The 25702-nt window shown below is 70.5% G+C and carries 18 protein-coding genes; 6 read left to right on the top strand and 12 right to left on the bottom strand.

The annotated features are described in order from the left end of the window. Together FJV41_RS10715 and FJV41_RS10720 are read left to right on the top strand one after the other, a co-directional pair. Positions 1–2891 (top strand): AAA family ATPase (locus FJV41_RS10715; protein WP_141642347.1); only part of this gene is annotated, 2891 nt, incomplete at its 5' end. A gap of 1 nt (position 2892) precedes the next feature. Further along, positions 2893–5196: an AAA family ATPase gene (locus FJV41_RS10720; protein WP_141642348.1), complete on the top strand. Its 2304-nt coding sequence runs from the start codon at positions 2893–2895 to the stop codon at positions 5194–5196. 1 nt (position 5197) lies between these two features. Here FJV41_RS10720 and FJV41_RS10725 read toward each other — a convergent pair whose 3' ends face one another. Then, on the bottom strand, positions 5198–6148 hold the full coding sequence (locus tag FJV41_RS10725) for a D-2-hydroxyacid dehydrogenase family protein (RefSeq protein ID WP_181790544.1): 951 nt from the start codon (positions 6146–6148) through the stop codon (positions 5198–5200). 405 nt (positions 6149–6553) lie between these two features. Here FJV41_RS10725 and FJV41_RS10730 point away from each other — a divergent pair, with 405 nt between their 5' ends. Beyond that, positions 6554–9559: a tetratricopeptide repeat protein gene (locus FJV41_RS10730; protein ID WP_141642350.1), complete on the top strand. Its 3006-nt coding sequence runs from the start codon at positions 6554–6556 to the stop codon at positions 9557–9559. Between the two features lie 15 nt (positions 9560–9574). On the opposite strand, the gene FJV41_RS10735 is transcribed toward FJV41_RS10730, so the two are convergent. Further along, a complete protein-coding gene (locus FJV41_RS10735; protein WP_246137143.1) occupies positions 9575–11113 on the bottom strand; it encodes a M28 family peptidase in 1539 nt (512 codons plus the stop codon). Between the two features lie 206 nt (positions 11114–11319). On the opposite strand from FJV41_RS10735, the gene FJV41_RS10740 reads away from it, so the two are divergent. The 3 genes from FJV41_RS10740 to FJV41_RS10750 all read left to right on the top strand — a co-directional run bounded on the left by FJV41_RS10740 (position 11320) and on the right by FJV41_RS10750 (position 16554). Beyond that, positions 11320–12315: a hypothetical protein gene (locus FJV41_RS10740; RefSeq protein ID WP_141642351.1), complete on the top strand. Its 996-nt coding sequence runs from the start codon at positions 11320–11322 to the stop codon at positions 12313–12315. Positions 12316–12420: 105 nt separating this feature from the next. Then, positions 12421–15735, top strand: coding sequence for a PAS domain-containing sensor histidine kinase (locus FJV41_RS10745; RefSeq protein WP_141642352.1), 3315 nt, complete (start codon positions 12421–12423; stop codon positions 15733–15735). Positions 15736–16116: 381 nt separating this feature from the next. Further along, positions 16117–16554: a hypothetical protein gene (locus tag FJV41_RS10750; protein ID WP_181790546.1), complete on the top strand. Its 438-nt coding sequence runs from the start codon at positions 16117–16119 to the stop codon at positions 16552–16554. Positions 16555–16564: 10 nt separating this feature from the next. On the opposite strand, the gene FJV41_RS10755 is transcribed toward FJV41_RS10750, so the two are convergent. The 10 genes from FJV41_RS10755 to FJV41_RS10800 all read right to left on the bottom strand — a co-directional run bounded on the left by FJV41_RS10755 (position 16565) and on the right by FJV41_RS10800 (position 25701). After that, on the bottom strand, positions 16565–17515 hold the full coding sequence (locus tag FJV41_RS10755; RefSeq protein WP_141642354.1) for a hypothetical protein: 951 nt from the start codon (positions 17513–17515) through the stop codon (positions 16565–16567). A 205-nt stretch (positions 17516–17720) separates the two neighbouring features. Then, positions 17721–19985 carry a xanthine dehydrogenase family protein molybdopterin-binding subunit gene (locus FJV41_RS10760; RefSeq protein ID WP_141642355.1) on the bottom strand — a complete coding sequence of 755 codons (2265 nt, stop codon included), beginning with the start codon at positions 19983–19985 and terminating at the stop codon, positions 17721–17723. Positions 19986–19995: 10 nt separating this feature from the next. After that, a complete protein-coding gene (locus FJV41_RS10765) occupies positions 19996–20460 on the bottom strand; it encodes a (2Fe-2S)-binding protein (RefSeq protein ID WP_141642356.1) in 465 nt (154 codons plus the stop codon). After that, complete coding sequence (locus FJV41_RS10770) at positions 20457–21110, bottom strand: Isoquinoline 1-oxidoreductase subunit (protein WP_141642357.1); 654 nt, start codon at positions 21108–21110, stop codon at positions 20457–20459. Before FJV41_RS10770 ends, FJV41_RS10765 begins: the two co-directional genes overlap by 4 nt. 98 nt (positions 21111–21208) lie before the next feature. Continuing rightward, positions 21209–21403, bottom strand: coding sequence for a hypothetical protein (locus tag FJV41_RS10775; RefSeq protein ID WP_141642358.1), 195 nt, complete (start codon positions 21401–21403; stop codon positions 21209–21211). 11 nt (positions 21404–21414) lie between these two features. Beyond that, a complete protein-coding gene (locus tag FJV41_RS10780; RefSeq protein WP_141642392.1) occupies positions 21415–21885 on the bottom strand; it encodes a hypothetical protein in 471 nt (156 codons plus the stop codon). Positions 21886–22055: 170 nt separating this feature from the next. Next, positions 22056–22607, bottom strand: coding sequence for a response regulator transcription factor (locus FJV41_RS10785; protein ID WP_141642359.1), 552 nt, complete (start codon positions 22605–22607; stop codon positions 22056–22058). Further along, a complete protein-coding gene (locus tag FJV41_RS10790; RefSeq protein WP_141642360.1) occupies positions 22594–23976 on the bottom strand; it encodes an ATP-binding protein in 1383 nt (460 codons plus the stop codon). The genes FJV41_RS10785 and FJV41_RS10790 overlap by 14 nt, the downstream gene beginning before the upstream one ends. A gap of 160 nt (positions 23977–24136) precedes the next feature. Beyond that, positions 24137–24655, bottom strand: coding sequence for a hypothetical protein (locus FJV41_RS10795; RefSeq protein WP_141642361.1), 519 nt, complete (start codon positions 24653–24655; stop codon positions 24137–24139). Between the two features lie 47 nt (positions 24656–24702). Continuing rightward, positions 24703–25701 (bottom strand): HEAT repeat domain-containing protein, encoded by a 999-nt coding sequence (locus tag FJV41_RS10800; protein ID WP_141642362.1) that lies wholly within the window; start codon positions 25699–25701, stop codon positions 24703–24705. Position 25702 lies beyond the last annotated feature (1 nt).

A 25702-nucleotide genomic window follows, 5' to 3' on the forward strand; every position in this document is an offset into this window, starting at 1 on the left:
CCACCATCCTCCCCCGGACGCCGCCCAAGCCGCCCAAGCCGCCCCGGCGCCGCCGGACGACTGGAAAGGACTCGAAGGGGACGGCCACTCCGCCGGAGACGCCCGAGCAGCGCGAGGCGCGCCGCAACCGCCGCCGCCTCACGCTCACCGAGCTGCGGGAGGTGGCGCGAAACCTGAGCCACTCCGCGAGAGATGACGGGCTGGAGCACTGCTACGGCCGCGAGGCGCTGGTGCGCGAAGTGGTGGACGCGCTGGAGGGCCGGGAGGGCGCGGCCATCGTCCTGGTAGGACCGCCGGGCTCCGGCAAGACGGCACTGGTGCACGAGGTGGTGCGCCGGCTCACCGCGCGCCAGGACGCCGCGGGACAGCGCCGCGACGTGTGGCGCGTGGATGGCAATCAGTTCATCGCGGGGATGATGTACGTGGGCCAGTGGGAGGCCCGCGCGCGCGGCGTGGTGAAGGAGCTGGTGGAGGTGGGTGACCTGCTCTACGTGGACGACCTGGCCTCGCTCGTCTACGCGGGGCGCACCTCCAGCGAGCGCACCAACGTCGCGCAGTTCCTGGAACCCCACATGGCGCGCGGCGAATTGACCGTGCTCGCGGAGTCCACGCCCGAGCGCTTCGAGCGGGTGCGCGAGGAGGCGCCGACGCTCGCCTCGCTGTTCCGCGTGGTGCACGTGCCCGCGTTGGAGCCCCGCACGACGTTGCCAGCCCTGCTGGGGACACTGCGGGAGTTGGAGGGCTCGGGCGAAGGAGGGCCCGCGGTGCGGCTGTCCCCGCTCGCGCTGGAGACCCTGCTGGACCTCCAGCAGCGCTTCGTCGCGCACGAGGCCTTCCCGGGCAAGGCGGTGCGGCTCTTGCGCCGGGTGCTCGCGAGGCCCGGCACGGTGGACCAGAACGTGCGCCGCTTCACGGAGGAGGACGTCACCGCCGCGATGCGCGCGCAGACGGGCCTGCCGGACTTCGTGCTGGGGAGCGCGCCTCCGAAGTCCCGGGACGTGCTGGAGCGCGAGCTGGCCGCGCAGGTGGCCGGACAGCCAGAGGCCGTCGCCGCCGTGGTGGATGCCATCCTCACGCTCCAGCGCTCGCTGCAGCCGCCGGACAAGCCGCTGGCCACCTACCTCTTCGTGGGCCCCACCGGCGTGGGCAAGACGGAGACGGCCAAGGCGCTGGCGCGCACCCTCTTCGGCAGCGAGGAGCGGATGGTCCGCTTCGACATGTCGGAGTTCGTCTCCGCCTCCAGCATCACCCGGCTCCTGGGCCTGCCCGGCGCACCGGACGGCGAGCTGACGACGGCGCTGCGCACCCAGCCGTTCTGCGTGGTGCTGTTCGACGAGGTGGAGAAGGCGCACCCGCGCATCTTCGACGCGCTCCTCCAGTTCCTCGGTGAAGGCCGGCTGACGGACGGCGCGGGACGCACCGTGGACGCGCGACAGGCGGTGGTGGTGCTCACGTCCAACCTGGGCGTGCGCGAGGCCGCCGCCCGCACGGGCTTCCACCGCGCTCCGGAAGGCGCGGAGGCGCACTACCTCTCCTCGGTGCGCGCCTTCTTCCGCCCGGAGTTCTTCAACCGCCTGGACCGCGTGGTGCCCTTCCGCTCCCTCACGCCCGCCGCGCTGCGCGTCGTCGTGGAGCACGCCCTGGAGTCGCTGCTGTCGCGGCGAGGCATCCGCCGGGGCAACGTGCTGGTGGAGGTGGAGTCCGCGCTGCTCGACCTGCTGGTGGAGCAGGCATATGACCCGCGCTACGGCGCGCGTCCCTTGAAGCGCGCGCTGGAGCGACGCCTCACCGTGCCCCTGGCCCACCACCTGGTGCGGCGCGGCGGCGAGGACCTGGCCCGCGTGGAGCTGTTCCGCCGGGGCGAGGACATGGGGCTGTCGGTGGAGCTGCTCATGAGGGAGCCCGCGTGGGCCCGTGAGCAGGACCCCACCACCTGGACGCTCCCTGGCGTGTCGCGCGTCCTTGAGGAAGTGACGACGCGACTGGAGTCGCTCCAGGCGGCGGAGGCGAGGCGCTCGGACGGAGAGGCACCGCCCGGTGGTGTCGAGGCCGTGGAGCTGGGAGAGCGACTGGAGCGCCTGTCGGCGGAGGCCCTGGACATCCGCGAGAATGAACTGGCGGACCGCGACTTCCTGGAGACAGAGGAGCGCGTGGGCAAGCTGGAGCGTGACGGGTACCAGGACAGCTGGAGGCACAACAAGGGACGGGGCGGGCTGCGGCCTCGGCCCTCCTATGTCCCGGAGCCGATGCCGGTGTCCCCCGAGGAGCGGCTGCGTCGCTGCCGCCCCAAGGTGGTGAACCTGCGCGATGAGGTGGAGTGGCTCGCGCATCAACTGGCCACGCGAGCGCGCGGAATGGAGGTGCACGCGTTGCTGGTGGAAGGGCTCGCGGACTCGCCGACCTCCGCGCTGGATGCCGTGGTGAAGGGGCTTCCCCAGGGCCTGGGACGCGTGGTCGTCCACGAGGAGCACGTGGAGCCGGACGGCACCATCAGCTGGGCGGCACCGGGCTCGGCGCGTCCCGCGGGGGTGCGTGTGCGGCGGCAGGTGGTGAGCATGGCGGCGTTCGGTCTGTCGGAGGTGCTCGCGACGCTGGAGGGCTATGCGCTGGTGCATCTGGGCGTGCGGCCCGCGCTGGTCCGCGTGGAGCTGCTGGCGGACGCGCCAGACTTGATGAAGAGCGTGTCCCGGGCGGTGGCGACTCGCGACGCGGTGAAGCTGGCGGAGCGGGAAGCCCGTCGCGCGGGCCTGGTGCCCGAGTCGCCCCAGGGCCGCGTCGTCATGGAGGGCGAACCCGAGAACGTCGTTCATCTGGGGAGCGGGAGAACTCCCTCCGAGTCCGTGGCCTGGGCGGCGCGAGTGCTGCGTGACTCCGCGCGAGGAGGGCACTGACATGGACAAGAACTTCCATCTGTTCGTGCGGAACTACCCCGGCGTGGGGGTGGCCGCGCACGTGTTGACGCACCCGCATCTGGCCTCGTTCGCGCCGGACCTGGCGACCGCGCGACTGGATGTGGCCGAGGTGCTGGGCCGACTGCTCAAGCGGGGGGACTTGCGCGACGCGCAGACCCACTGGCCGGACCTGCGCACGAAGAAGATGAACCTCACCGTGCGCGCCGTGCAGCACGGGCGACTGTTGCCCGTTCCGCTCAAGCTCACGGTGGTGACGCGCGGTGGACGAGGGAAGGCGGAGCGCGGTGGCCGGAAGGGCGCGGCGAAGGGGGCCGTGCACGTCTGGGTTCCTCGCGTGGACGTGGAGGGCTCGCTGCAGGACCTCGGGGACCTGGAGGCCTATGTGGAGGAGCTGGTCCGCCACGAGCTCTACATGGCGCCGCTGGAGCGCCTGCACTCGCTGGCCTACCTGGGCGATGAGACCGTCGAAACCATCTCCGTGACGGTGAAGTCCCGTGAGGCGACCCGCGCGCGCATCATCGAGGAGCCCCGAGGGCCGGTGCGCCGCCCTCCCCCACCTCCTGGGCTCGCCGAGGCGAGTCGTTGCCTCAACGAGGAGGCCCGTGCGGGACTGCTGGAGCGTGCCTGGGAGCGCGACACGGAGGTCGGCCTGCTGGCGGAAGCCGTCACCTCGAGAGCGCGCGCCAGCGTGCTGCTCGTGGGGCCCCCCTCCGTGGGCAAGACGTCGCTGGTGCATGAGCTGGTGCACCGGGCGGAGTCCGCGTCGGCCGGGAATGCGCTCCAGGGACTGGAGGTCTTCAGCACCTCGGGCGGTCGCATCATGGCCGGCATGCGCTATCTGGGGCAGTGGCAGAAGCGCGTGCAGCTCATGGTCAACGAGCTGCGGGTGCGGCGCGCGGTGCTCCACCTGGACAGCCTCTCCGAGCTGCTCTCCCTGGGCGGCGGTGACACGGGCCTGGACGTCGCGCGGCACCTGCTGCCGGCGCTGGAAGGGGGCGAGGTGGCGCTGGTGCTGGAGGCCACGCCAGAGGACGTCGCGCGAGCGGAGCGCACGCATGGCGCCTTCCTCCAGGCGCTGCGACACGTCGTCGTGGAGCCGCTGGCGCCCGAGAAGGCACGGGCCGCCGTGCAGCAGGCATCCCAGCGCGTCGCGAAGGCGCGCAAGGTGCGCTTCACACCCGCCTCGTTGGAGCGCGCGGCGGAGCTGACGGAGCGCTTCGGAGAGGGGCCGCCTCCGGGTGGCGCGGTGTCGCTGCTTCGCGCCGCGACGGCGCAGGCCGCCACGGGAACGGAAGTGGACGCGGGCGCGGTGACCTCCGCGTTCTGCACGCGCACGGGCTACCCGAGGGAGCTGGTGGACTCCTCGATTCGCCTGGACCCGGATGCGTTGCTGCGCCGGTTCCGCGAGCGCATCGTTGGCCAGGATGAGGCCACGCTGCTCCTGCGCAACCTCGTCGTCACGCTGAAGACGGGACTGGCGGACCCCTCGCGTCCCCTGGGGGCGTTCCTGCTCCTGGGTCCCACGGGCGTGGGCAAGACGGAGTCGGCGCTGGCGCTAGCGGAATACCTCTTCGGCGACATCGCCCGGCTGGCCCGCTTCGACATGGCGGAGTACGCCGCGCCCGGCAGCGCGGGACGGCTGGTGGGTGAAGTGGGAGGCCAGCAAGGAGGCCTCGCGCGGCGCGTGCGCGAGCAGCCCTTCGGCGTGGTGCTGCTGGACGAGGTGGAGAAGGCGGACGCGGGTGTGCATGACCTGCTGCTCCAGGTCCTCGGCGAGGGACGGCTGACAGACGGCACGGGGCGCACCGTCAGCTTCCGGAACACGGTGGTGCTGCTCACGAGCAACCTGGGCGCGGAGTCGGCGGCGCGCTCGCTGGGCTTTGGTGGTGACACGCCTCGGGACATGGAGGCGCACTACCTGGGCGCGGCCACGGCCTTCTTCCGTCCGGAGCTGCTCAACCGGTTGGACCAGGTGGTGCCCTACCGCGCCCTCGCGCCGGACGTCATCCGGACGCTCGCGCGACGCACGCTGGAGGCTGCGCTGGGCCGAGAGGGACTCGCGCGGCGTGGGGTGAAGGTGAGCTTTGGCGAGGACGTGGTGGACTTCCTCGCGAAGGCCGGCTTCGACGCGCGCTACGGTGCGCGCCCGCTGAAGCGCGCGGTGGAGCAGCATGCCATCGTCCCGCTGGCGCAGTGGCTCGCGACACATGCGGGCACTCCGCACCGACAGGTGACGCTGCGAGTGGGCGCCCAGGGCCAGTTGGAGCTGGAGGCCCGGGCATGACTCACGCGCCGAGCAGCCTCATGGGACTGCCCTGGCTCCAGGCCAGGATGTCCTCCACGGCGTCGCGGTAATAGACAGCGTAATTCTCCCGCGTGACGTAGCCGAGATGCGGCGTGAGCACCGTGTTGGGAAGGGACCTCAACGGGTGCTCGCGCGGCAGCGGCTCGACGGAGAAGACATCCAGCCCCGCACCGGCGATGCGCCCTTCGCGCAGGGCCGACACCAGGGACTGCTCGTCCACGAGCCCCGCGCGAGAGGTGTTGACGAGGTAGGCCGAGCGCTTCATCGCCCCCAGCTCCGTCGGGCCCACCACGCCCTGCGTCCGCTCGCCCAGCACCAGGTGCAGCGTGACGACATCCGACGAGGCGAAGAGCGTGGCCTTGTCGACGAGGCGTGCTCCAGCCGCCTCCGCGCGCTCGGCCGTCAGGCCGCGACTCCACGCCACGACCTCCATCCCGAAGGCGAGCCCCACGCGCGCCACCTGTGTCCCCAACTTGCCGAGCCCCACGACGCCCAGGCGCTTGCCGGACACCGTCTCCGTCAGCCCCGTCTGCCATCCCCCCGCACGCAGCGATGAGTCCTCGTCCGGGATGCGCTTGAGCAGCGCGAGAATCAGCGCCCACGTCAGCTCGGCGGCGGGTGCGCCCACCGCGCCCGTGCCACACACGGTGATGCCCTGGCGTCGGCAGGCCTCGACGTCGATGGCCGCGTTGCGCATTCCCGTCGTCACCAGCAGGCGAAGCCGGGGGAGCCGTGTGATGAGCGACGCGGGGAACGTCGTGCGCTCGCGCATCGCGACGATGACGTCGAACTCCTGGAGCGCCTCCGCCACGGCGTCCTCTCCCGCGAGGGGCTCGCGGAAGAAGCGCGGCTCGGCCCCAGCGGGAAGTCGGGACCAGTCCGTCGAAGAGCGTGCGACCTCCAGATAGTCATCGAGGACCGCGACTTTCACGTGCATCCCTCCTCGCCATCACACTGCCATGACACGACGGAGGACTCACGCGAGACCTCCCCCCATTGTCGGCGCGGAGACCGTGGCATACCGCGCAACCACGGCTTCCAGACGGGGCCGCACGCGCATGCGACGCCTCCCTCCGTCGGCATGAAGACCGAGGCCTCGAACGTGGCTCGTCCCCTGCGGCGCTCAGGCTCCGCCCAGCGCCCGCGCCTTGCGGCCCGCGCCCGCCTGCCCCCCTCGACGCCGCACCGCACGAGTCCCGCGCGAAGCCTCGCGCCACCGTGACGAAGCCGCCACGTGGCACCCTCGCCCCTGTCGCGCGGGGACTCTCTGCTATCGTCGCTCGCGCCCACTTCCCACCCCAGTACAGGAACCCTCCCGTGGGAGGGGACACCCTTCATGCGCTGCGTCGATGAGACCGTCTTCATGAAGTTGCTCCTGGGCGAGCTGTCGCCCACGGAGAGCGCCGAGGTGGATGCCCACCTCGACACGTGCGCCTCGTGTCGGACGCTCGTGGCCGAGGGACTGCGCGCGCAGTCTCCGGACCTCATCACCAGCGCGACGCCCACCGAGCCCATGCCCCTGTCTCCCCGCCGCGAGGACTCGCCGCTGGAGAAAGGCACGGCGGTGGGCCGCTACCTCGTCCTGGAGCTGCTGGGCGCGGGAGCCATGGGCGTCGTGTACGGCGCCTATGACCCGGAGCTGGACCGCCGCGTCGCCCTCAAGCTGCTGCGCACCGGCGCCCTGGGGCTCGACATGGAGAAGGAGCGCGCCCACCTGCTGCGCGAGGCGCAGGCCATGGCCCGCGTCTCCCACCCGAACGTGGTGGCCGTCTATGACGTGGGCACCTTCGGCCAGCACGTGTTCCTGGCCATGGAGCGGGTGGAGGCCCAGACGCTGGGCGAGTGGCTGAAGGCCGCGCCCCGCCCCTGGCGCGAGGTGCTGGACCTCTTCCTCGACGCGGGCCGGGGGCTCGCGGCGGCGCATGCCGCGGGCGTGGTGCACGGCGACTTCAAGCCCGCCAACCTCCTCGTCGGCGGCGACGACAATGTCCACGTCACGGACTTCGGCCTCGCGCGCCTGGGCGCTCCCACCACACGCGAGAGCGCGCTGCCCGCGCGCACGGACCCTCTGCGTGACAAGACCGTGGAGCGCTCGCTGACGGGCGGCACGCCGGCCTACATGGCGCCGGAGCAACTGCTGGGCGAGACGCGCGCGGGCGCGGCCGGAGACCAGTTCTCCTTCTGCGTGGCGCTCCACGAAGCCCTGTACGGCGCACGCCCCTTCGAAGGCGCCACCCTGGCCGAGCTGGCCTCCCAGGTGTCCTCGGGACAGGTGCGGCCTCCGCCCAACGGCACGCGCGTTCCTCCATGGCTGCGTCGCGTGTTGCTGCGGGGGCTCGCCCGTCGCGCGGAGGACCGCTTCCCGAACCTGGAGGCCCTGCTCGACGCACTCCAGAACGACCCGGCCACGAGGTGGAAGCGAGGCCTCCAGTTCGCCAGCGCGGTGGCCATCCTCGCCACCGCGGTGGGCCTCACACACGCGGTGCACACCCGTGGAGCACGGGCCTGCGCGAGCGCGCCGCAGGAGATGACCACCATCTGGGGCCCGGAGCAGGCCGCCGCCATCCAGGCCGCGTTCACCGCCACCGGCCGGCCCTATGCCTCCGCCGCCTGGGAGCGCGTGCGCCGGGAGCTGGACGCGTACACCGCCGCCTGGACGACGACGCGCACCACCGCGTGCGAGGCCACACGCGTCCGGGGCGAGCAGCCCGAAGAGGTGATGGCGTGGCGCATGCGCTGCCTCGACAATCGGCTGGCGGATGTCTCCGCGCTCACGCGACTGTTGTCCCAGGCGGACGCCAGGACGGTGGACGAATCGCACCGCGCGGTGAAGGGCCTGCCCCCCCTGTCGGGATGCTCGGAGGCGCTGGCACCCGGCGGGGCCACCCTGCCCGAGGGACCTGAAGCACGCGAGCGCCACGAGGCGCTGCGCGCGACGCTCGCACGAGGCCGAGCGCTCCTGGCCACCGGTCGCTACGCGGAAGGCGTCACGCTGGTGGAGCCGACGGCCGTGGCGGCGAAGCGGGCGGCGAACCGTCACGACGGCGCCGAAATCTCCCTGCTGCTCGGCGAGCTGCGCGAGGGCGCCGGAGACTGGCGTGGCGCGGAGGCCGCGCTCTTCGAGGCACTGAACGCGGCGGAGGCCACGCGTCAGGACGCCGTGGCCGCGCGCGCGTGGACGCTGCTGGTGCGCGTGTCCTGCATCGGCCTGGACGAGTACGAGCTGGCCTCGCGCTGGAAGGACCGCGCCGCGGCCGCCATCGAACGGCTGGGCGGTGGAAACGAGCTGACCCGCGTCCACCTCCTCACCTACTCCGGCACCGTCCTGCGCAAGCAGCGGCGCTTCGAGGAGGCCGTGGCGTTGCAGGAGCAGGCCCTGCTGTTCGCGGAGAGCACCTTCGGGCCGGACAGCCTGGAAGTGGCGGACGTGCTCCTGGAGCTGGGCTCCACGCAGTGGGTCCACCCCCGCCTCGCCGAGGCCCGGGCCCACCTGGAGCGCGCCGCCACCATCACCCGGCAGGCCCTGGGCCCCGAGCACCCGGAGGTCGCCCGGGTGCGACTGGCCGTGGTCCCCGTGCTCAGGGACCAGGAGGAGCTGAAGCTGGCGGAGGTGGTCGCCCGCGAGGCGCTCGGCGTCTTCGAGCGGACGCTCGGCCCGGACCACCCTCGCGTCTACGACGCGCTCAACGACCTGGCCTCGACGCTCGTCGTCCAATCGCGCATGGACGAGGCCCTCCCTTTCTACGAGCGCGCCCTCACCATCGTCGCGAAGACGGACGGGCCGGAGAGCTACGGCGCCTCCGTCATCCACGCCAATCTGGGCGTCCTCTTCTTCCAGAAGGGCCACTTCGACCTCTCCCTGGAGCACTTCCTGCGGACCATCGCCCTGCGCGACAAGTCGCGCGGACTGATGGACCCGTCGCTGGTGAGCCCGCTGCGCCTGGTCGGGAAGATCATGTCCCTCAAGGAGCGCTACGCGGACATGGCGCACTACTGCCAGCGGGCCGCGGACATCATGCTCCTGCAACCGGATGACAGCTCCGGACAGTGGACCCTCAGCCTGAGAGATTTGGGCACCGCCTTCCTCAAGCTGAAACGGCCCACGGAGGCGCTCGTGCCCCTGGAGCGGGCCGTCGCCGGCTGGGACAAGGCGCGGCCGGAGGTCGGCCAGCGCACCGAGGTGAAGTTCCTGCTCGCCCAGGCCCTGTGGGAGTCCGGCAAGGACCGCCCACGGGCCCTGCGCCTCGTTGCCGAGGCGCGAATCATGGCCATGACGGACGACCCCTCGGAGAAGACGCTCCCTCTCATCGACGCGTGGCTCGCGGCGCACAAGGTCCGCTGAAGCCTGGGGCCCCGCTCAGCGCGGCGTGGGTGACACCTGACGCTCGGCGGGACGGCCTCGGCTCCCCGCCTCCCACTCATCCCAGAGGTTGAAGGACTTCATCTGCTCGGTCAGGTCGGTGGCCTTCATGAGCGCCTCCACCTCCGCGCGTCCCTGCCGAGGGAGCCGCTCCTCCATGGTGGCGAAGCCCCACGCCAGCGCGCCCACCACCGCGGCATTGGCGCGCAGCGTGCGTGCGTCGCACTGCTCGAACTCGTCCGAGCGCGCATGGTAGTTCGGCCCATACGTGGCGGACTCCTGGTTGGCGATGAGGTTGGCCACGCCGCTCAGCATGAAGTCCAGGTTGTCGGTGCCCACCACCGGCACATCCACCTGAGTGAAGGGACCCAGGCCCGCCACCGGGAGGAGCGCCTTGTCCACCAGCGGCACCAGCGGAGGGCGGCCATTGGTGAAGAAGCCGTTGATGCGGCCACAGCCGATGTCCACCGACAGCGCCATGGCATGTCCATCCAGCTCCGCCGCGTGCGAGCGCACGTACCCGGCCGAGCCGTGCATGCCCTGCTCCTCGCCGTTCCACAGGGCGAAGCGGATGGTGCGCGCGGGCTTCAGTCCCAGCCGCCGCAGCTGCCGCGCCAGGTCGATGAGCATCGCCACGTTGGCGCCGTTGTCGAGCGCGCCTCCGCCCAGGTCCCAGCTGTCCAGGTGCGCGCCCAGCACGACGACCTCCTCCGGCCGCGTGGTGCCCCGAATCTCACCGATGACGTTGTGCGCCTCGTAGGGCCCGCCCGTCTTCAGCTCCAGCGCGGCCTTCATCGTGAGCGCGATGCCGGCCCGCAGCAGCCGCTGCGCGCGCCGGGCTCCATCGCGCTCCATCACCATCATCGGTCGGGTGTTCTTCGCGCCCGTCGACACGTTGTGCCGGTAGAGCTGATTGCCCGGACGGCTGCCCATGTAGACGACGCCCGCCGCGCCAGCGCCCACCGCGCGCGCCTCGATTCCCACCGCCTCCTCGTACTCGCGGAAGAGGCCCTCCACGTCCCGCAGCTCCTCCGTCTCCACCAGCACGAACGCACCCTTCACCTTCGTACCCACGCGCGTGAAGTCCGCCTCCGCGCCGCGTCCGACGTCCAGCAGCGGCGCGGCGAGGCCTCCCTTCGGCGTCGCCGTGGAGAAGGGCATCGCGGCCACCCGGGGCGCGAAGCGCACGCCCTTCCCTTGCACCGTCGCGCTCGCCGACTGCTCCAGCCACAGCGCCGGCATGCGGAAGGGCTCACTCGTCGCGGGGACGCCCGCCGCGCGGAAGCGCTCCAGCGCCCACGCCACCGAGCGACGGTTGGACTCCGAGCCCGTGGCCCGCCCCCCTACCTCGTCCACCAGCGAGCGCAGGTCCTCCACCATCGGCGTCGGGCCCAAGAGGGCCCCCGTCAGCAACATCACCTCGCGCTCCCGCCCCCCGGGCGCGGCGGCCTCCTGGGCCTCCCCTCGCGCGGATGAAACGAGGACCAGCGACAACAGCGCGGCGCTCCAGCGCCAGGACATGCGGGATGGGAACATGGCGCCAGCATTCCCAGCCTCATGGGTTTCATTCAAGGCGCGAGGTGCCAAGGTCTTCTCGGCACATCGGACTACAAGCGCAAATGAAGTTTCAATTCGGTTGCTTGAGTTTCAGGTTGAGGAATGGCAGACGGGCCCGAACACCCAGGGCGGTCGCCGGAGAGCGAAACCCGCGCCTCCGTCCTCACTGACACGGGGCCGAGACGATGCGTGGAAACCTGAAGCAAGCCTGGCTGTGGATGTTGCCGGTGGCCCTCCTGGGCGCCTGTGGTGGCGCGCCCGAGGCCGCGCTGGAAGACGGGGCGCTGGAGGAAGGCACGCAGGCGCTCATCTCCGCGCCGACGCTTCCCGCCAGCGGAAACATCGCGGACAGCACCACCCTCAAGGGTCCCCTGTCCATCGGCGGCGCGGTGGCGGGCTACCCGAGCACCTTGCCGGGGTACTTCGGCTACACGCTCCAGGCGAACGCGGGCGCGCAGCTCGCGTTGGAGGTGACACACCTGGGCAGCTCCATGTACCTGGACACCGGCCTGTTCCTCTATGGCCCCAAGGACGCGAGCGGCAGCCATGGCGCCACGCTGCACGCGCAGGATGACGACTCCGGCTACGGCACGTTGAGCAAGGTGGGGCTGGTGACGGTGCCGAAGACGGGCGAGTACCTGGTGGTGGTGGGCTTCGTGAACGGAGTGGACAAGCAGTTCCGCCTCCAGGCGGCGTGTGTGGGCGGCACGTGCCTGCCCAACCCGCAGCCGGCGCCCGCGGGAGCCGTGCTCACGTACGTGGAGAATCCGCTCACCGAGCGCCTCCAGTACACGCTCGACACCGCCAATCAGGTGCGCGAGGACGCGACGTCGTACCTGCGTCGGCTCGACTACCAGTGGCCGTACTCGGGCGAGGCCACGCTCACGCAGGCCGCCGCGGCCGTGCTCGCCCAGGGCCGCTACATCGGCTATCGGAGCGACCCGGCGCCGCTCGTGCTGAGCCTGCCGGAGTTGAACGACGCCATGTACTCGCAGTTCCGGCCGTTGCTGCCCGTCATGCTGGAGACGTACGGCAACGGCGTGGAGACGGTGCAGGTGAAGCGCTACTACCGCACGTTCTCCACGGGCCCCAACGGGGACAACTGGCGCAGCCTCTACGTCATCCTCTTCCCCCAGTCGTACAAGGTCCTCGTGTACGAGCAGACGGCCCACGAAATCTGAGGGCCCGGGCTGGCGGCCCGTCGAGCGCCAGCCCTCCGCCTCCCGCGCGTCTCCAGGCGGCGGCCAGCTCGCTTCCTGGTGAGCTTGTAGCTCCCCCGAGCCGCCGTGGATGCACAGCTTCCGGTGGAGGTGTCGTGCTCCCGGGACAGCGAGCAGGCACCGTCACCCTGCCAGCTCGTCCAGGGTGAAACGGCCGGGGGCACCGTGCGGGGACCAGGCGCCAGCGAGACGGAGAAGGAGAGCATCGAGGGCGTCTCCCCGGAGCAGTCGCGCTTCTTCCTCGAGACGATGGTCGCCGGCGCCCCCGTGGGCCTGGCCTTCGTGGACCTGGAGCTGCGCTTCATCCACATCAACGACGCGCTGGCGGAGATGAACGGCCTGCCACGCGAGGCCCATCTGGGCCGCAAGGTTCGCGACGTCGTCCCCGACCTGTGGCCCACCATCGAGCCACACTACCGGCAGGTCATCGAGCACGGGCTGCCGGTGCGAAATCTGGAGATTGTCGGGAGCACGGCCAAGGAGGCCGGAGTCCCCCGCAACTTCGTCATCAACTACTTCCCGGTGCGGGACGCGGGCGGCGCGCTGCAAGGCGTGGGCATCACCGTGGTGGAGACGACCGAGCAGAAGCGGGCGAATCAGGCCATCCGGATGAACGAGCAGCGCTATCGCTCGCTCGTGGAGGCCACCGCGCAGACGGTCTGGACCACCGATGGCCGGGGCGCGCTGAACGAGCCCGCGCCCCGTTGGATGGCCTTCACCGGACAGTCCCTGGGCGCGCACCTGGGACTCGGCTGGCTCGACGCCATCCACCCCGGGGACCGTGGCCGCTTCATGAAGGAGTGGGTCCGCGCGCTGGAGACCCGGGAGCCCTACCGGGGTGAGCTGCGGCTGCAGTTCCACGACAGCACCTGGCGCGACGTCATCGTCCGGGGCGTGCCGGTGTTCGACGAGGACGGCCTGGTGCGCGAGTGGATGTCCACCGCGGAGGACGTCAGCGAGCGAAAGCAGGCGGAGCAGGAGCTGCGCCAGACAACCCTGGCGCTCGCGGCGAGCGACGAGCGCTACCGGACCTTCGTCGCCCAGAGCACGGAGGGCATCTGGCGCCTGGAGATGGAGCCGCCGCTCGACACGCGCATGACGGAGGACGCGCTCGTCGAGGCCATGGCCAGCACGGGGCGCATCGCTGAGACCAACGAGGTCATGGCGCGCATGAGCGGCTTCGAATCGGCTCGCGCCATGGTGGGCTGCACCCTGCGTCAGCTCGTCACCCGCGTCGGGGACACCCAGGGCGCCTCCATCCGCGGCTTCGTCCGCGGCGGCTTCCGCGTGCAGGACATGGAGACGCGGCTGCCGGACCGGGACGGCGTCATGCGGGTGCGCCTGGCCAATCTCTTCGGCGTCGTCGTGGACGGATGGCTCGTGCGGGTGTGGGGGACGCAGCGGGACATGACGGAGCAGGCCCTGGCGAAGGAGGCGCTGGAGCAGAGCCGGGAGCAGGCGAGGCAACGGGAGCACCAGTTGCGCACCATCACCGACGCGCTCCCCGCCCTGGTGGCCTACCTGGACCAGGGCGAGCGCTACCTCTTCTGCAACCGCGCCTTCGAGACCTGGTTCGGCCTGCGCCCCAGTGACGTGGTGGGACGGACGATTCGAGAGGTGGGAGGAGAGACGCTCTATCCCCTCTTCAAGGACTGGGTGCGCAAGGCCCTGGCGGGCGAGCATGTCACGTACGAGACGGCGCTCGCGCTGCGCGACGGCCGGACGCTCCACGTCCAGTCGACCTATGTGCCGAGCGCGGACGCCCAGGGCCGCATCCAGGGATGTGTCGTCCTGGTCAACGACATCACCGACCGCAAGCGCACGGAGGCCGAGGTGGAGAACCAGCGCGCGCGGCTCTACGACATCCTGATGAGCGCGCCGGCCTCCATCGCCATCATCTCCGGACACGAGCAGGTCTTCACCCTCGTCAATCCCATCTTCAAGGGGATGTCGAATGACGCGGAGCTGGTGGGGCAGTCGCTGCGTGAGCTCGCGGAGAGGAGCGAGAAGGGCCGGGAGTATTCCCAGACGCTGGAGAAGGTCTACGAGACAGGCCTGCAGTTGCGGCTCACGGAGACGCCGCTGCTGCTGAACTTCCGCGGCACGGGCCTGGAGCAGCGCTACTTCAACATCACCTACCAGCCCCTGCGGGACACGAGCGGGCAGGTGGACTCGGTGATGTCCTTCGCGCTGGACGTGACGGAGCAGGTCCGTGCCCGGCATCAGGCCGAGGAGCTGGCCGCGCACCTGGACAGTCAGCAGAAGTGGATGGAGTCGGTGCTGGACCTCAGCCCCATCGCCCTGCTGTTGATGGAGCCCCACACCGGCAAGGTGCTCTTCGCCAATCAGGCGGCCCGCAACCTCACCGGAGGCCAGTTCCCGTTGGGTGTTCCCGTGCAGCGCTACGACACCGTCTACCGCGTCCTCGACCCCCAGGGCGGGGTCATCCCCAATGAACAGACTCCGGGTGCGCGGGCCGCGCGGGGGGAGACCCTGCGACGGACACCGCTGACGTGGCAGCTCGGCCCGGGGATTCCGCGGGAGTTCCTGGTGGATTCAGAGCAGTTGCCCTCCATGTACGGGCATCCGGCGACGATTGTCCTGGCGCTCCAGGACGTGACGCAGCTGAAGGATATCGAGGTGCGCCTCCAAGAAGCGGTGCGGCTGCGCGACGAGTTCCTCACCGTGGCCTCCCACGAGCTCAAGACGCCGCTCACGCCGCTTCAAATCAAGCTCCAGGGGCTCGCGCGCGAGGCCGCGACGTCCACGTCCGAGGAGCACCTGCGAGAGAGCGTGCTGCGGGCCTCGGAGAGCACCTCGCTCCAGGTGCGCAAGCTCGCCGCGCTCATCAACGACTTGCTGGACGTCACCCAGCTCACGGGCGCGACGCTGCCCCTGGAGCTGGGCCGCGTGGACCTGTCGGCCGTCGCTCGAGAAGTGGCGGAGCAGCTTCGGGCGCAGGCGGCACAGGCGGACTGCGCGCTCGACGTCCAGGCGCCCGTGCCGGTGATGGGCCGGTGGGACGCGCGCAGGCTGGAGCAGGTGGTGCGGGGGCTCGTGTCCAATGCCATCAAGTATGGGTCCGGCAGGCCCGTGCGAATCCGGGTGGAGGAGCGCGAGGGACGCGGGCGACTCACCGTGCGGGACGAAGGCATCGGCATCGCTCCCGAGGACCTGAGCCGCATCTTCGAGAAGTTCGGACGCGCCGTCTCGGCGCGAAACTATGGCGGGCTGGGACTGGGGCTCTTCATCAGTCGTCGCATCGTCGAGGCCCACCAGGGCACCATCCGCGCGGAGAGCCAGAGAGGACACGGCGCCACGTTCGTCGTCGAATTGCCGCTCACGGGGCCGGAGCCGTCCTCGCCGCCGTCCATTCATTGATGGGTGGCGGGAGCGGGAGTCGAGCACACGGCTGCACATCGTGCATCGCCCGGCGCACAGAATGGCCCTCGTGGCTTCGCTCTTCACCCGCGACACGTGGCAGCACGGCGCTTGCACTCAAGCCACGTCGGCCGGCACGGCGCCACCGCGTTGCTCCATGACGAGCGACCCGGGGCCCGTGAGTTCGACACCGAAGGTCATCCTCGAGAACCCAGCATGAGTGGAACCGTGATGATGCGTGGAGGGCTGTGCGCAGTGATGTTCGCGATGGCGGGGTGTGGTGAGGGAATGGAAGGACCCCCGGGGCCACAGGGAGAGCCTGGCCCCTCCGGAGAACAGGGTGTCCCTGGGGAGACCCAGACGTGTGATGGTTTGTATTTCGTGGATGCGAAGGGAGCCGTGGCCTTCCCTGTCTGCGCGCCGTACCTCGTCGATTCGCAAGGGTTTACCTGGAGGTTCGACTTCGAGTCGGGCCAGCCCACGCACGAGGCCTCCCTCCCATGGCACTCCACGCCCCTCTCTGACCTGGCGGCCCTGGTCCATTTCGAGACGGCGGATTGCACGGGAACGGCGTTCATGACGTTCCCCATCTTCCCGCGCATGCCGTTCCCCGTGCTGGGCAAGTACCGGGTGCGCTCGGATGACTCGACGTGGTCCACGCACTCGTTCCGCTCCGCATGGCGAGACGATGGCTCCTGCGATGGGTTCCAGGGGCGCCCCCCGGTCCGGGAATGGGAAGGCTTCCCGCTCGAAACCGAGCGGGAGTTGACCCCGCCCACGTCCTTCCAGGGTCCCCTGCACATCGAACGACGTCCCTAGCGACGACGACTCACCAGCCCGGCGGCGCCAGCGCGCCTGGAGGGAGCGGAGAGAGAAAAGCGCTCTGGTCCAGGTCGAGCTGACTGCCCGAGTGGCCGTAGTACTGGTCTCGGCCCGAATCGAGCACCACCGCGCCGGAGTAGATGTCCCAACCGGGGTCCGACGTCCCGGGCCTCGCGGCGTACATCAAGTCTCTCGCCGAATCGAAGACATGGCCCGAGGCGTGTTGATTGGGCGCGGCTGCGGGGACGATGCCCAGCCCGTGCAGCGTCTCATGCAGCATGGCGAACTCGATGTACCCCGGCAGCGTGCTCGACCCACCGATGGGATTCGAGGCGCAAGGCACCGGGCCGCTCGGCAATCCCTTGAGGTAGAGGGCGGTGACCCTGCCCACCAGCGTCGGAGGCCACGGGGCGCCACCACACGACCACTCACTGGTGCCGTCGTAGTAGACCGCGTACAGCTTCCGCGTGTCGCTGAGCAAGCCCATCGCGGCCAACTCGAGCTCGATGCGATCACGGACGTAGGCATAGCCCGTGTTCACATTGCCGGTGTTCGCCGTGCCCTTCATCACCGCGTCCGTCTTCGACAGACGGACGAACTGGATGTCCAACACGGAGCCCGAGACGTCGTAGCGGAGCGCCGCTCCGTTCGTCGTCTGGGAGGTGAACCACGAATACTGAGCCTGGACGGACCGGCAGAGAGCCCCGCTCGTGTCGAGCGCGCGGTCCACCCCATCCGAGGGCACCACATAGAGGATCTTCACCTTGTAGTCCGTGGTGCCATCCGCGCGGTCACCGGTGGCGCGCACGGAGGGACACGAGAACGGCGCGGGTGCCAGCGTGGGGTCTACGAAGGTGGACTCGGCGGCCTCCGCGTGAGGCCAGCCCAGTCCACCCAGGGCGACAATCGCCATCCCCGTCCCCAATATGGACAGCGTCAGCCTGCTTGTCTTCTTCATGGTCCCATGGCTCCCGTCATGCAATGCGAGACAGACTTCAAAGCGGGAACATCACTTCGAGGCACATCCAACCGCAGGCACCAGGAAGGCGCTCAGCTCGGATAGCATTGCCACTGACAGGACGCCATTCCCCCCGGCAAATCCACACATTGACGCGGCCAGCCGCCGCCCATCCCCACACAGCACGGCCAGCGCCACCCCAATTCTACACAGGCACCGTCCGGATGATGGGCAGCTCACGGACACGAGTCCCCGTGAGCGCGAAGATGGCATTGACGATGGCGGGGGCCACGGGCGGCACGCCGGGCTCCCCCACTCCACCGGGCGCCGCTTCGCTGCGCACGATGTCGACGTGGATGGCCCGAGGCGCATCGACGATGCGCACCAGCCGGTAGTCCCGGAAGTTCGACTGCTCCGTCGCTCCGTCCTTCATGGTGATGGAGCCATACATCGCCAGACTCATCCCGAAGATGACCGAGCCCTCCATCTGCGAGCGGACCCGGTCCGGATTGACGACGAGCCCCGCGTCCACCACCACCCAGGCCTCGTCCACCCGCGCCTTGCCCACCGCGTCCTTCTTCACCGACACCACCACGCCCACATAGCTCAGGAAGCTGCGGTGCGCGGCGAGCCCCAGCGTGCGCCCGTTCTTCGCGCGCTCGCTCCAGCCCGACAGCTCCGTGACGCGCTCGATGACCCCTCGCAGACGCCCCGCGTCGACTGGATGGTTCTCCACCGGCGCGCCGTAGTTCGGCAGCGCCGTGACGCCCAGCTCCGCCACCGACACGTGACGCGCGGGCCCAATCACTTCCAGCAGGTTGTCACGTGGATCCACGCCCCGCGCATGCGCCAGCTCGTCCATGAACGAGCCCACCGCGAACCCGTGGAAGATGTTGTTCACGGACCGCAGCCAGCCAATGCGCACCTTCGCCAGCGCCTCGCCCATCTCCGCCCGGACATTGGGAATGTCGAGCGCCAGGTCCAACACACCCTGGTTCAAGTCCCTGGCCACCGGCCCCGTCACGTCCTCGGAGAACGTCGAGCGGATGGCCGGAAAGGCCGTGCGATGCAGCCACGCCGTCGGCTTGCCCTTCGCATCCAATCCGGCGCTCAACCGCTGCGCACTGGCCGAATGGTAGTAGTCGTGACGGATGTCGTCCTCGCGCGTCCACTGCACGCGCACCGGCACCCCGGCCGCCTTCGCGAGGAACACCGCCTCCGCGACGAAGTCCGCCTTCGACTTGCGCCCGAAGCCGCCACCGAGGAGCGTGACGTTCACCGTCACCTTGTCCTCCGGCAGCCCCGCCATCTTCGCCGCCTCGGAGCGCGCCGCCTGCGGGTGCTGCGTGGGCGCCCACACCTCGCACACGCCCCCTTCCACACGCGCCAGCGCCACCGGCGGCTCCATGGGCGCATGGGACAGGTGAGGCGCGTAGTACTCGGCCTCCACCACGCGCGCCGCACTGGCCAGCGCCTTGTCCACGTCGCCCACGGACCGGGCCGGCTTGCCCGGCGCTCGGACCGACTCCAACAGCGCCTCGCGGTACTTCTCCGAGTCGTAGGACACGTTGGGACCGTTCTCCCACGTGATGTCCAGCGCCTCGCGACCGCGCATCGCCGCCCAGGTGTTCTCCGCCAGCACCGCCACGCCGCCCCAGCCCTGGAACAGATAGGGACGCTGAGGCGTGGGCAGCTCCAGCACCTGCTTCACCCCTGGAATCGCGAGCGCCCGCGTCGCGTCGAAGCGGGTCACCTTTCCGCCCACCACGGGCGGACGGGCCACCACCGCGATGAGCATCCCCGGCAACTTCACGTCCGCGCCGTACACGGCCTTGCCCGTGACGTACGCGGGCCCGTCGAGCAGCGGCAGCTCCGTGCCCACCCGGCGCAGCTCCGAGAGCGGCCGGAGCTGGACGGCCTCCGGCTTGGGGACGGGCAGCTTCACCGCGTCCGCCACCAGCTCACCAAAGCCCAGCGAGCGTTCCGACCCCCGAAGGTACACGGCGTGGTCACGCGCCTCGCACTGCTCCGGCTTCACCTTCCAACGCTTCGCCGCCGCGGCCACCAGCATGGTGCGCGCCGTGGCGCCCGTGCGGCGCAGCGCCTGGAAGACGCCACGGATGCTGCTGGAGCCGTCGGTGTTCTGGTCCCCGTAGACGGCGTCTCCCACCGCCTGGACGACCTTCACCCGGGCCATGTCCGCGCCCAGCTCGTCCGCGATGACCACCGGCATCGAGCTGCGAATGCCCTGCCCCATCTCCGAGCGGTGACAGACGATGGTGACGAGACCATCCGCCGCGACGTGCACGAAGACGTTGGGCCGCAATTCCGGCGCCGACTTCGCGCCCACGCCCGGAGCGGCCGCCTCGGCCGACACCGTGGGCACCAGGCCCAGGGCCAGCCCGCCGACGGAGAGGTTGAGTCCTTCGAGAAAGGAACGCCGGGTGAACACCACGGGCTGCTGGCTCATCGCATCCTCGCTACTTCGAGTCAGGCACGCCCGCGGCCTTCTTCACGGCCGCGCGGATGCGCGTGTACGTCCCACAGCGGCAGAGGTTGCCCGCGAGCGACTGGTCGATGTCCGCGTCCGTGGGCTGTGGCTTCTTCGCCAGCAGCGCCGCCGCGCACATGAGCTGCCCGGACTGGCAGAACCCACACTGCGGCACGCCCAGCTCCACCCACGCGCGCTGGAGCGGATGGCCCCCATCGGGAGACAACCCCTCGATGGTGGTGACCTCGCGCCCGTCCGCGCGACGAATGGGCGTCACGCACGCGCGCACCACCTGTCCATCCAGGTGCACGCTGCACGCGCCACACAACGCCTGACCGCAGCCGTACTTCGTCCCGGTGAGGCCGAGCACGTCGCGCAGGGCCCACAGCAACGGCATCTCCGGGTCGACGTCCAGCTCCTGCTCGACTCCGTTGACTCGCACCCGGATGCTCATGGCCGTACCTCCTCGCTGGGGCACTGCGCGCCCGTGGCCACCCAGGCCGCGACCAGCTCCCCGAACCTCGCCTGGGTCCCCGGCGCCGGCTGCCTGCCCGAGCCCGGAGCCCATCCCCACGCCACCAGCTTGTCATGAGCGTTGTGCTCGACCAGTTGCTCCAACGTCTTGCCTCCGTTCCGCGCGGGGTCCTTGAGCTGCTCACACAGCTGGCGGGGGCTCTTGCCCACCCAGGACATGGAGCGCGGAGCCAGGTGCCAGTTCGGCGCCCCCGGCACCCGCGCGAGCTCCAGGTTCCGCTCCTGGTGACACCCCGTGCACTCCATGCCCACGACCCCCTTGTCCTCGGGGCCTCGCGTCACCGGAGGGTTGTGGAGCATCTCACCGGAGTCTTGATAGGGGCTGTCGCCGTCGGGGTGACAGTTCGAGCAGCGCGGATGGAGGTAGACACGACTGGTCTCCAGGAACAGCGCGCGTGAGCGCTGCGCCGGGTCCTCGATGCGCTGGAACATGTCCAGCGAACGCAGCTCGCGCGCGTCCACCGGAGGTAACGACTCCCATCGCGCCGCCTCGGAGTCGGGCTGACGCCGACATCCTCCGGCACTCGCGAGGAAGACCACCGAGGCCATGACCGGAAGAGCACGCATCATCGCGACAAGGTTCCGGCATGTCGCCCGTCACCACAAGCCGAATGTTCCGGCGCGCGCTCCACTCAACGAAGGTGGGAGTCACGCCCCTGTTTCGCGCCTCACCGCGAGGCCGGGTCTCGCGGACGCCGCGAGTTCGCCCGCGTGCGGCGGGAGCGACGCACGGGCGGCGCGGGCGGAGCGATGCGAGGGCTCTGCCGAGGCACCTCGGACAGATAGGACACGGGAGTCCTCCCCACGCGAGGCCTGCTCGGCGCGAGAGGAGCCATCATCAGCAGCCAGAGGAAGTCATACATGGACGCGGACCTCAGAAGCCTCGGAACAGGGGACGGCCGTGGGACAGTCCAGCCCAGGGAATCGCGAATGCGACCAGGAGCATCGCGAGCAGGAGGCCCAGGGCCCACAGGCGGTGACGCGACACGGGGGCTTCCGCGCGCTGACTCAGCGCGGACGCCACGTGCACGGTGGCGAGCGCCAGCAGCATCAACGTCGGATGCTCGACACTGAAGAACCGGAGCGAGGGAACGGACAGGCTCGCGCGCAGCCCGCCCTCCAGCGCGGGGGGCGTGAAGGGACTCAGGCCGAAGTAGAGAATCATCCCCAGCAACATCTGGGTATCGAAGGCGGAGACCGCGAGCACCTGGAGCCTCCGGTCCGCGGGAGTCCAGGCCCCGCCACCGAGCCAGCCCCGCAGGGCCTTGCCCAGCGCGAGCAGGACGAGCAGCACCACCGCCCAGCGCAGCCACGAATGGATGAAGAGCACCACCGGGTACGCCATCGCACTCACCGCTCCGCCTCCGACGAGGACCGGCGCTCGTGGCCTCGTCGCCGAATGAAGAAGCGCGGGAGCGAGACGGCGCGCGGCAGGGACATCGAGCCTCCGACGCCTGTCACCCTACCGGACCGCGCGCGCCGCCTCGTGCGTCTTGGTGACGCACCCCGCGTCAATCACTGCCGCACGGGGTGCTTGGATAGCTTTCGCTGAAGGCTCCTGCGTTGGATGCGCAGCAGCCGAGCCGCCTGGGAGATGTTGCCACCGCAATCCGCGAGCACGCGCTGGATGTGCTCCCACTCCGCGCGCGCCAGGGACGGCACCTGATGTTCCAACGCCACGGCCTCGCCCGCCGGCAGCGTGGCCCCCGCGAAGGCGAGCAGGATGTCGTCCACGTCCACGGGCTTGGAGAGGTAGTGCGTGGCGCCCCGCCGCACGGCCTCCACCGCGGTGGCGATGCTCCCGTAGCCGGTGAGGACCACCATCGTCGTTCGAGCATCCAGCGCCTTCAGCTCACGGACCAGGTCCAACCCGGAGCCGTCCGGCAGACGCAGGTCGATGACGGCGTAGCCAGGGCGCAGCACGGGCGCACACTCGAGCGCCTCCTTCGCGCTGCCCGCGCCATGCGCCGCGAAGCCCTTGCGACCAAAGGCCTTCACCAATCGCTCGCGATAGGGCTCGTCGTCGTCGATGACGAGCACCACGGGGGACACCTCAGGCCGCGGCATGGACAGGCTCCCTCCGGCACGGCAGGTCGAGCGTGGCGCGCGTTCCCTTGCCCTCTTCCGACGACAGCTCCAACCGTCCGCCGCACAGCTCCGCGAAAGTCTGTCCCAGGAACAAACCCAGCCCCATGCCCTGCCCCGCGGGCTTGGTGGTGAAGAACGGCTCGCCCAGGCGCGCCAGCACGTCACGCGGAATGCCCGTGCCCTGGTCCTCCACCACGAAGGTCGTCCGCCCCGCGTCGCCGCGCACGCTCACCGTGACAGGTGACTGGGAGGCGTCGCTCGCGTGCAGGCCATTGCGCACGAGGTTGGCCAGCACCTGGACCAGTCCGCGCATGGGAAAACACAGCGACAGGTCCGGGCCCTCCGCGAAGCGCAGGCGCGCAAGCTCCCCCGCCGATAGCTGCTCGCGAAGGCGCTCCAGCACCACGCTGGTCGTCGTCGGCTCCGGCACCTCGCCATAGGTCTGCCCCGCCCGCGCGCTCATCCGCTCCAGGATGTCGCGACACCGCTCCACCTGGTCCCGGATGAGGCGCGCGTCCTCGAGCGCCTCGTGCGGCTCCTCCAGGATGAGGGCCTCCAGCTCGTTGGCCGCGATGGCGATGGTCCCCAGCGGCGTCCCCAGCTCGTGCGCCGCGCCCGCGGCCAGCGTGCTCAGGGATGCCAGCTTCTCCGCGCGCACCGTGAGCAGTTGGGCACGGACCAGGGCCTCCTGCCTGTCTCGCAGCGCGGCGGACACCCGCGCCACCATCAGCGCGATGAGCATCACCGTCAGCGTGAAGGCGACCCACATCCCCAACACATGTCGCGAGTTCGCCGGCATCGAACCGGAGACGTGCGCCAGCTCCCGCAGCGGGACATGGAAGTTGACCAGGAGCGCGGGCCCCAGGATGGACAGGAGCGACAGGCCGAAGGTCCAGCGAGGCCCCAGCACCAGCGCCGCCAGGGCCACGTGCACCAGGTACAGCATGGCGAACGGGTTGTCGGGGCCGCCGGACAGCGCGAGCAGCGCCGTCAGCAGCATGATGTCGAACGCGAGCACTCCTCCCAGGTGATGGGACTTCACCACCGGCGCGCGGCGGAGCCACAGCGCGAGGAGCAGGTTGGATACACCTGTCGTCGCCACCACCGCGAGCAACGGCATCACGGGGAGGTCCAGCCCCAGCACTCGCACGGCCACGAACACCGTCAGCGCGGTGCCCCCGACGGCGTGCCAGCGCAGGCGCACCAGCCAGCCCAGGGCAATCGCGCTGGACGACAACAGGTCCACCACGTCCTGGGCGGAGCGATGAAAGGCGGAGCGCGGCGACGGATGTCTCGACCACAAGGGGCCGCGCGGGGCCGCCTGCGAGTCGGTGGGCGGGCGGAACACGCCTCTTCTTACCCCGGGAGTCCCCTCCTCGCGAGCGCGTCAAGTTGACGCAGGGCCGCGCGTACACCGGACCAGGGAGGCGGGACACGGGGCCCCTGCTTCCCTGGCCGGTGCGGGCCCGACGACGCTCAGTGGAGAGTCGTCAGACGACCACGGGCTGTCAGATGTAGCCCATCAGCTCACCACGGTCCAAGGCCTCGCCCTTCGAGGTGTAGGACGAATACCAGGACGTGTTCTTCGTGCCGTACTGGTCCTTCTGGAAGTGCGAGTGCGCACCGGTGGCGTTGCCGGTGCCGCCCAGGTTGCCGACCTGGCAGCGGTTGCAGGTGCGGTCATAGGAGTCGCTGGTCTTGATCCAATGCCACTGGCGGAAGGACCAACCACTGCCGAGGTTGAGCAGCGCCTCGTTCTGGTTGCCGCTGCCATTGCCATTGCAGACGACGCCGGAGGTGCGGACCGTCACGTTCCAATAGACGGTGGCGGAGACGCCCGTCTCGGCGCCCCAGTAGTTGCAGCGCGAGTTCGCGACGTCCACGGCACCGTGGTACGTGCCGCTGGAGTAGTACGTGGTGGCCGTCACCGTGCTGGGGTACGGCGCGACGGCGGTGTAGGCGAGTGCGGCGGTGGGGAGGGCTACCAGGGCCGTCAGCGCCGCGAGGCGCGACTTGGGGCTACGCATCGTTGTTCCTTTCGGGCCGCCCATGCGGCCCCCAGAAGGACTGCTGCTCATCGAGCCTGCTGCAACCGCTGCTTCTCCCTCAGGATCAGGCTCCACTCCTGAAGACCCGTACTCAATGCTCGAATCCACGCGTCGACCTCCGGCACGAGGCGCGGGTCGACGTTGCGCAAGCCCCGCAGCTCCGGCACCGCGCTGGCGAAGCCCAGCCGGGCGAGGCTCTGGAGGATGGACGTGCGCACGCCCACGTCCGACTCATCGCGGTACAGCGCCACCAGCGTCTGGCGCGCGCGGGACATCTCCGGCGCGGGCACGCCTCCCAGCGCCTTCGCCGCCGCCGCGCGCACCTCCGCGTCATCGCCGCGCAAGAGCGTGTGGAGCTGCTCGGCCGACTCCTTGCTGATGGCCGCCGTGGAGATGTTGCCCAGGATTCGCGCCGTCACCTTCGAATCGCTCGAAGCCGCAGCCGCCGCCACCGCCGTGTCGGATGCCGGCCCGTGGAACCCCGCGTAGACGAACTGGTTGTCCTCGATGAGGTTCGTCGCGGCCTCCATCCGCACCTCCGGCGAGGCATCGCGCACCAGCCGCGAGTACAAATCCCCGGTGTGCTCCTCCGCGCTCGTGCGGCGAAGGGCCCGCGTGGCGGCGGCGCGCACGGCCGGGTCCGCGTCTTGCGAGGCCCGCTTCCCCACGAGCTGGAGGGTGGCCACGCTCTCGCCCCGGTCCGTCTTCGCGGCCAGCGCCGCCGCCAGGTGCTCCACCATGAGGGGCTCCGTCTCGCGCTCGAAGGCCGCGCGAAGCTGCTCCTCTGGCAGCGTGACGGCGGACTCCTTCAGCAGCTCGCGCAGATAGCGTCGGTATGCCGGAGACTTCGACTGGAGCCCGCGCCGGATGGAGTCCATCAAGCCCTCGACGGAGCACGTCTCCGGCTGGAGCGAGGGCGGAGGGAGCGGAGTCCCTGTCGCCTCGGCGAAGGACGGCGAGGGAGCCAGGAGGGACAACGACGTCAGCAGGCAGAGCGCCCGGGCCAGCAGGAAGGTACGCGTCATG

It is taken from the genome of Myxococcus llanfairpwllgwyngyllgogerychwyrndrobwllllantysiliogogogochensis, assembly GCF_006636215.1.
Lineage (GTDB): Bacteria > Myxococcota > Myxococcia > Myxococcales > Myxococcaceae > Myxococcus > Myxococcus llanfairpwllgwyngyllgogerychwyrndrobwllllantysiliogogogochensis.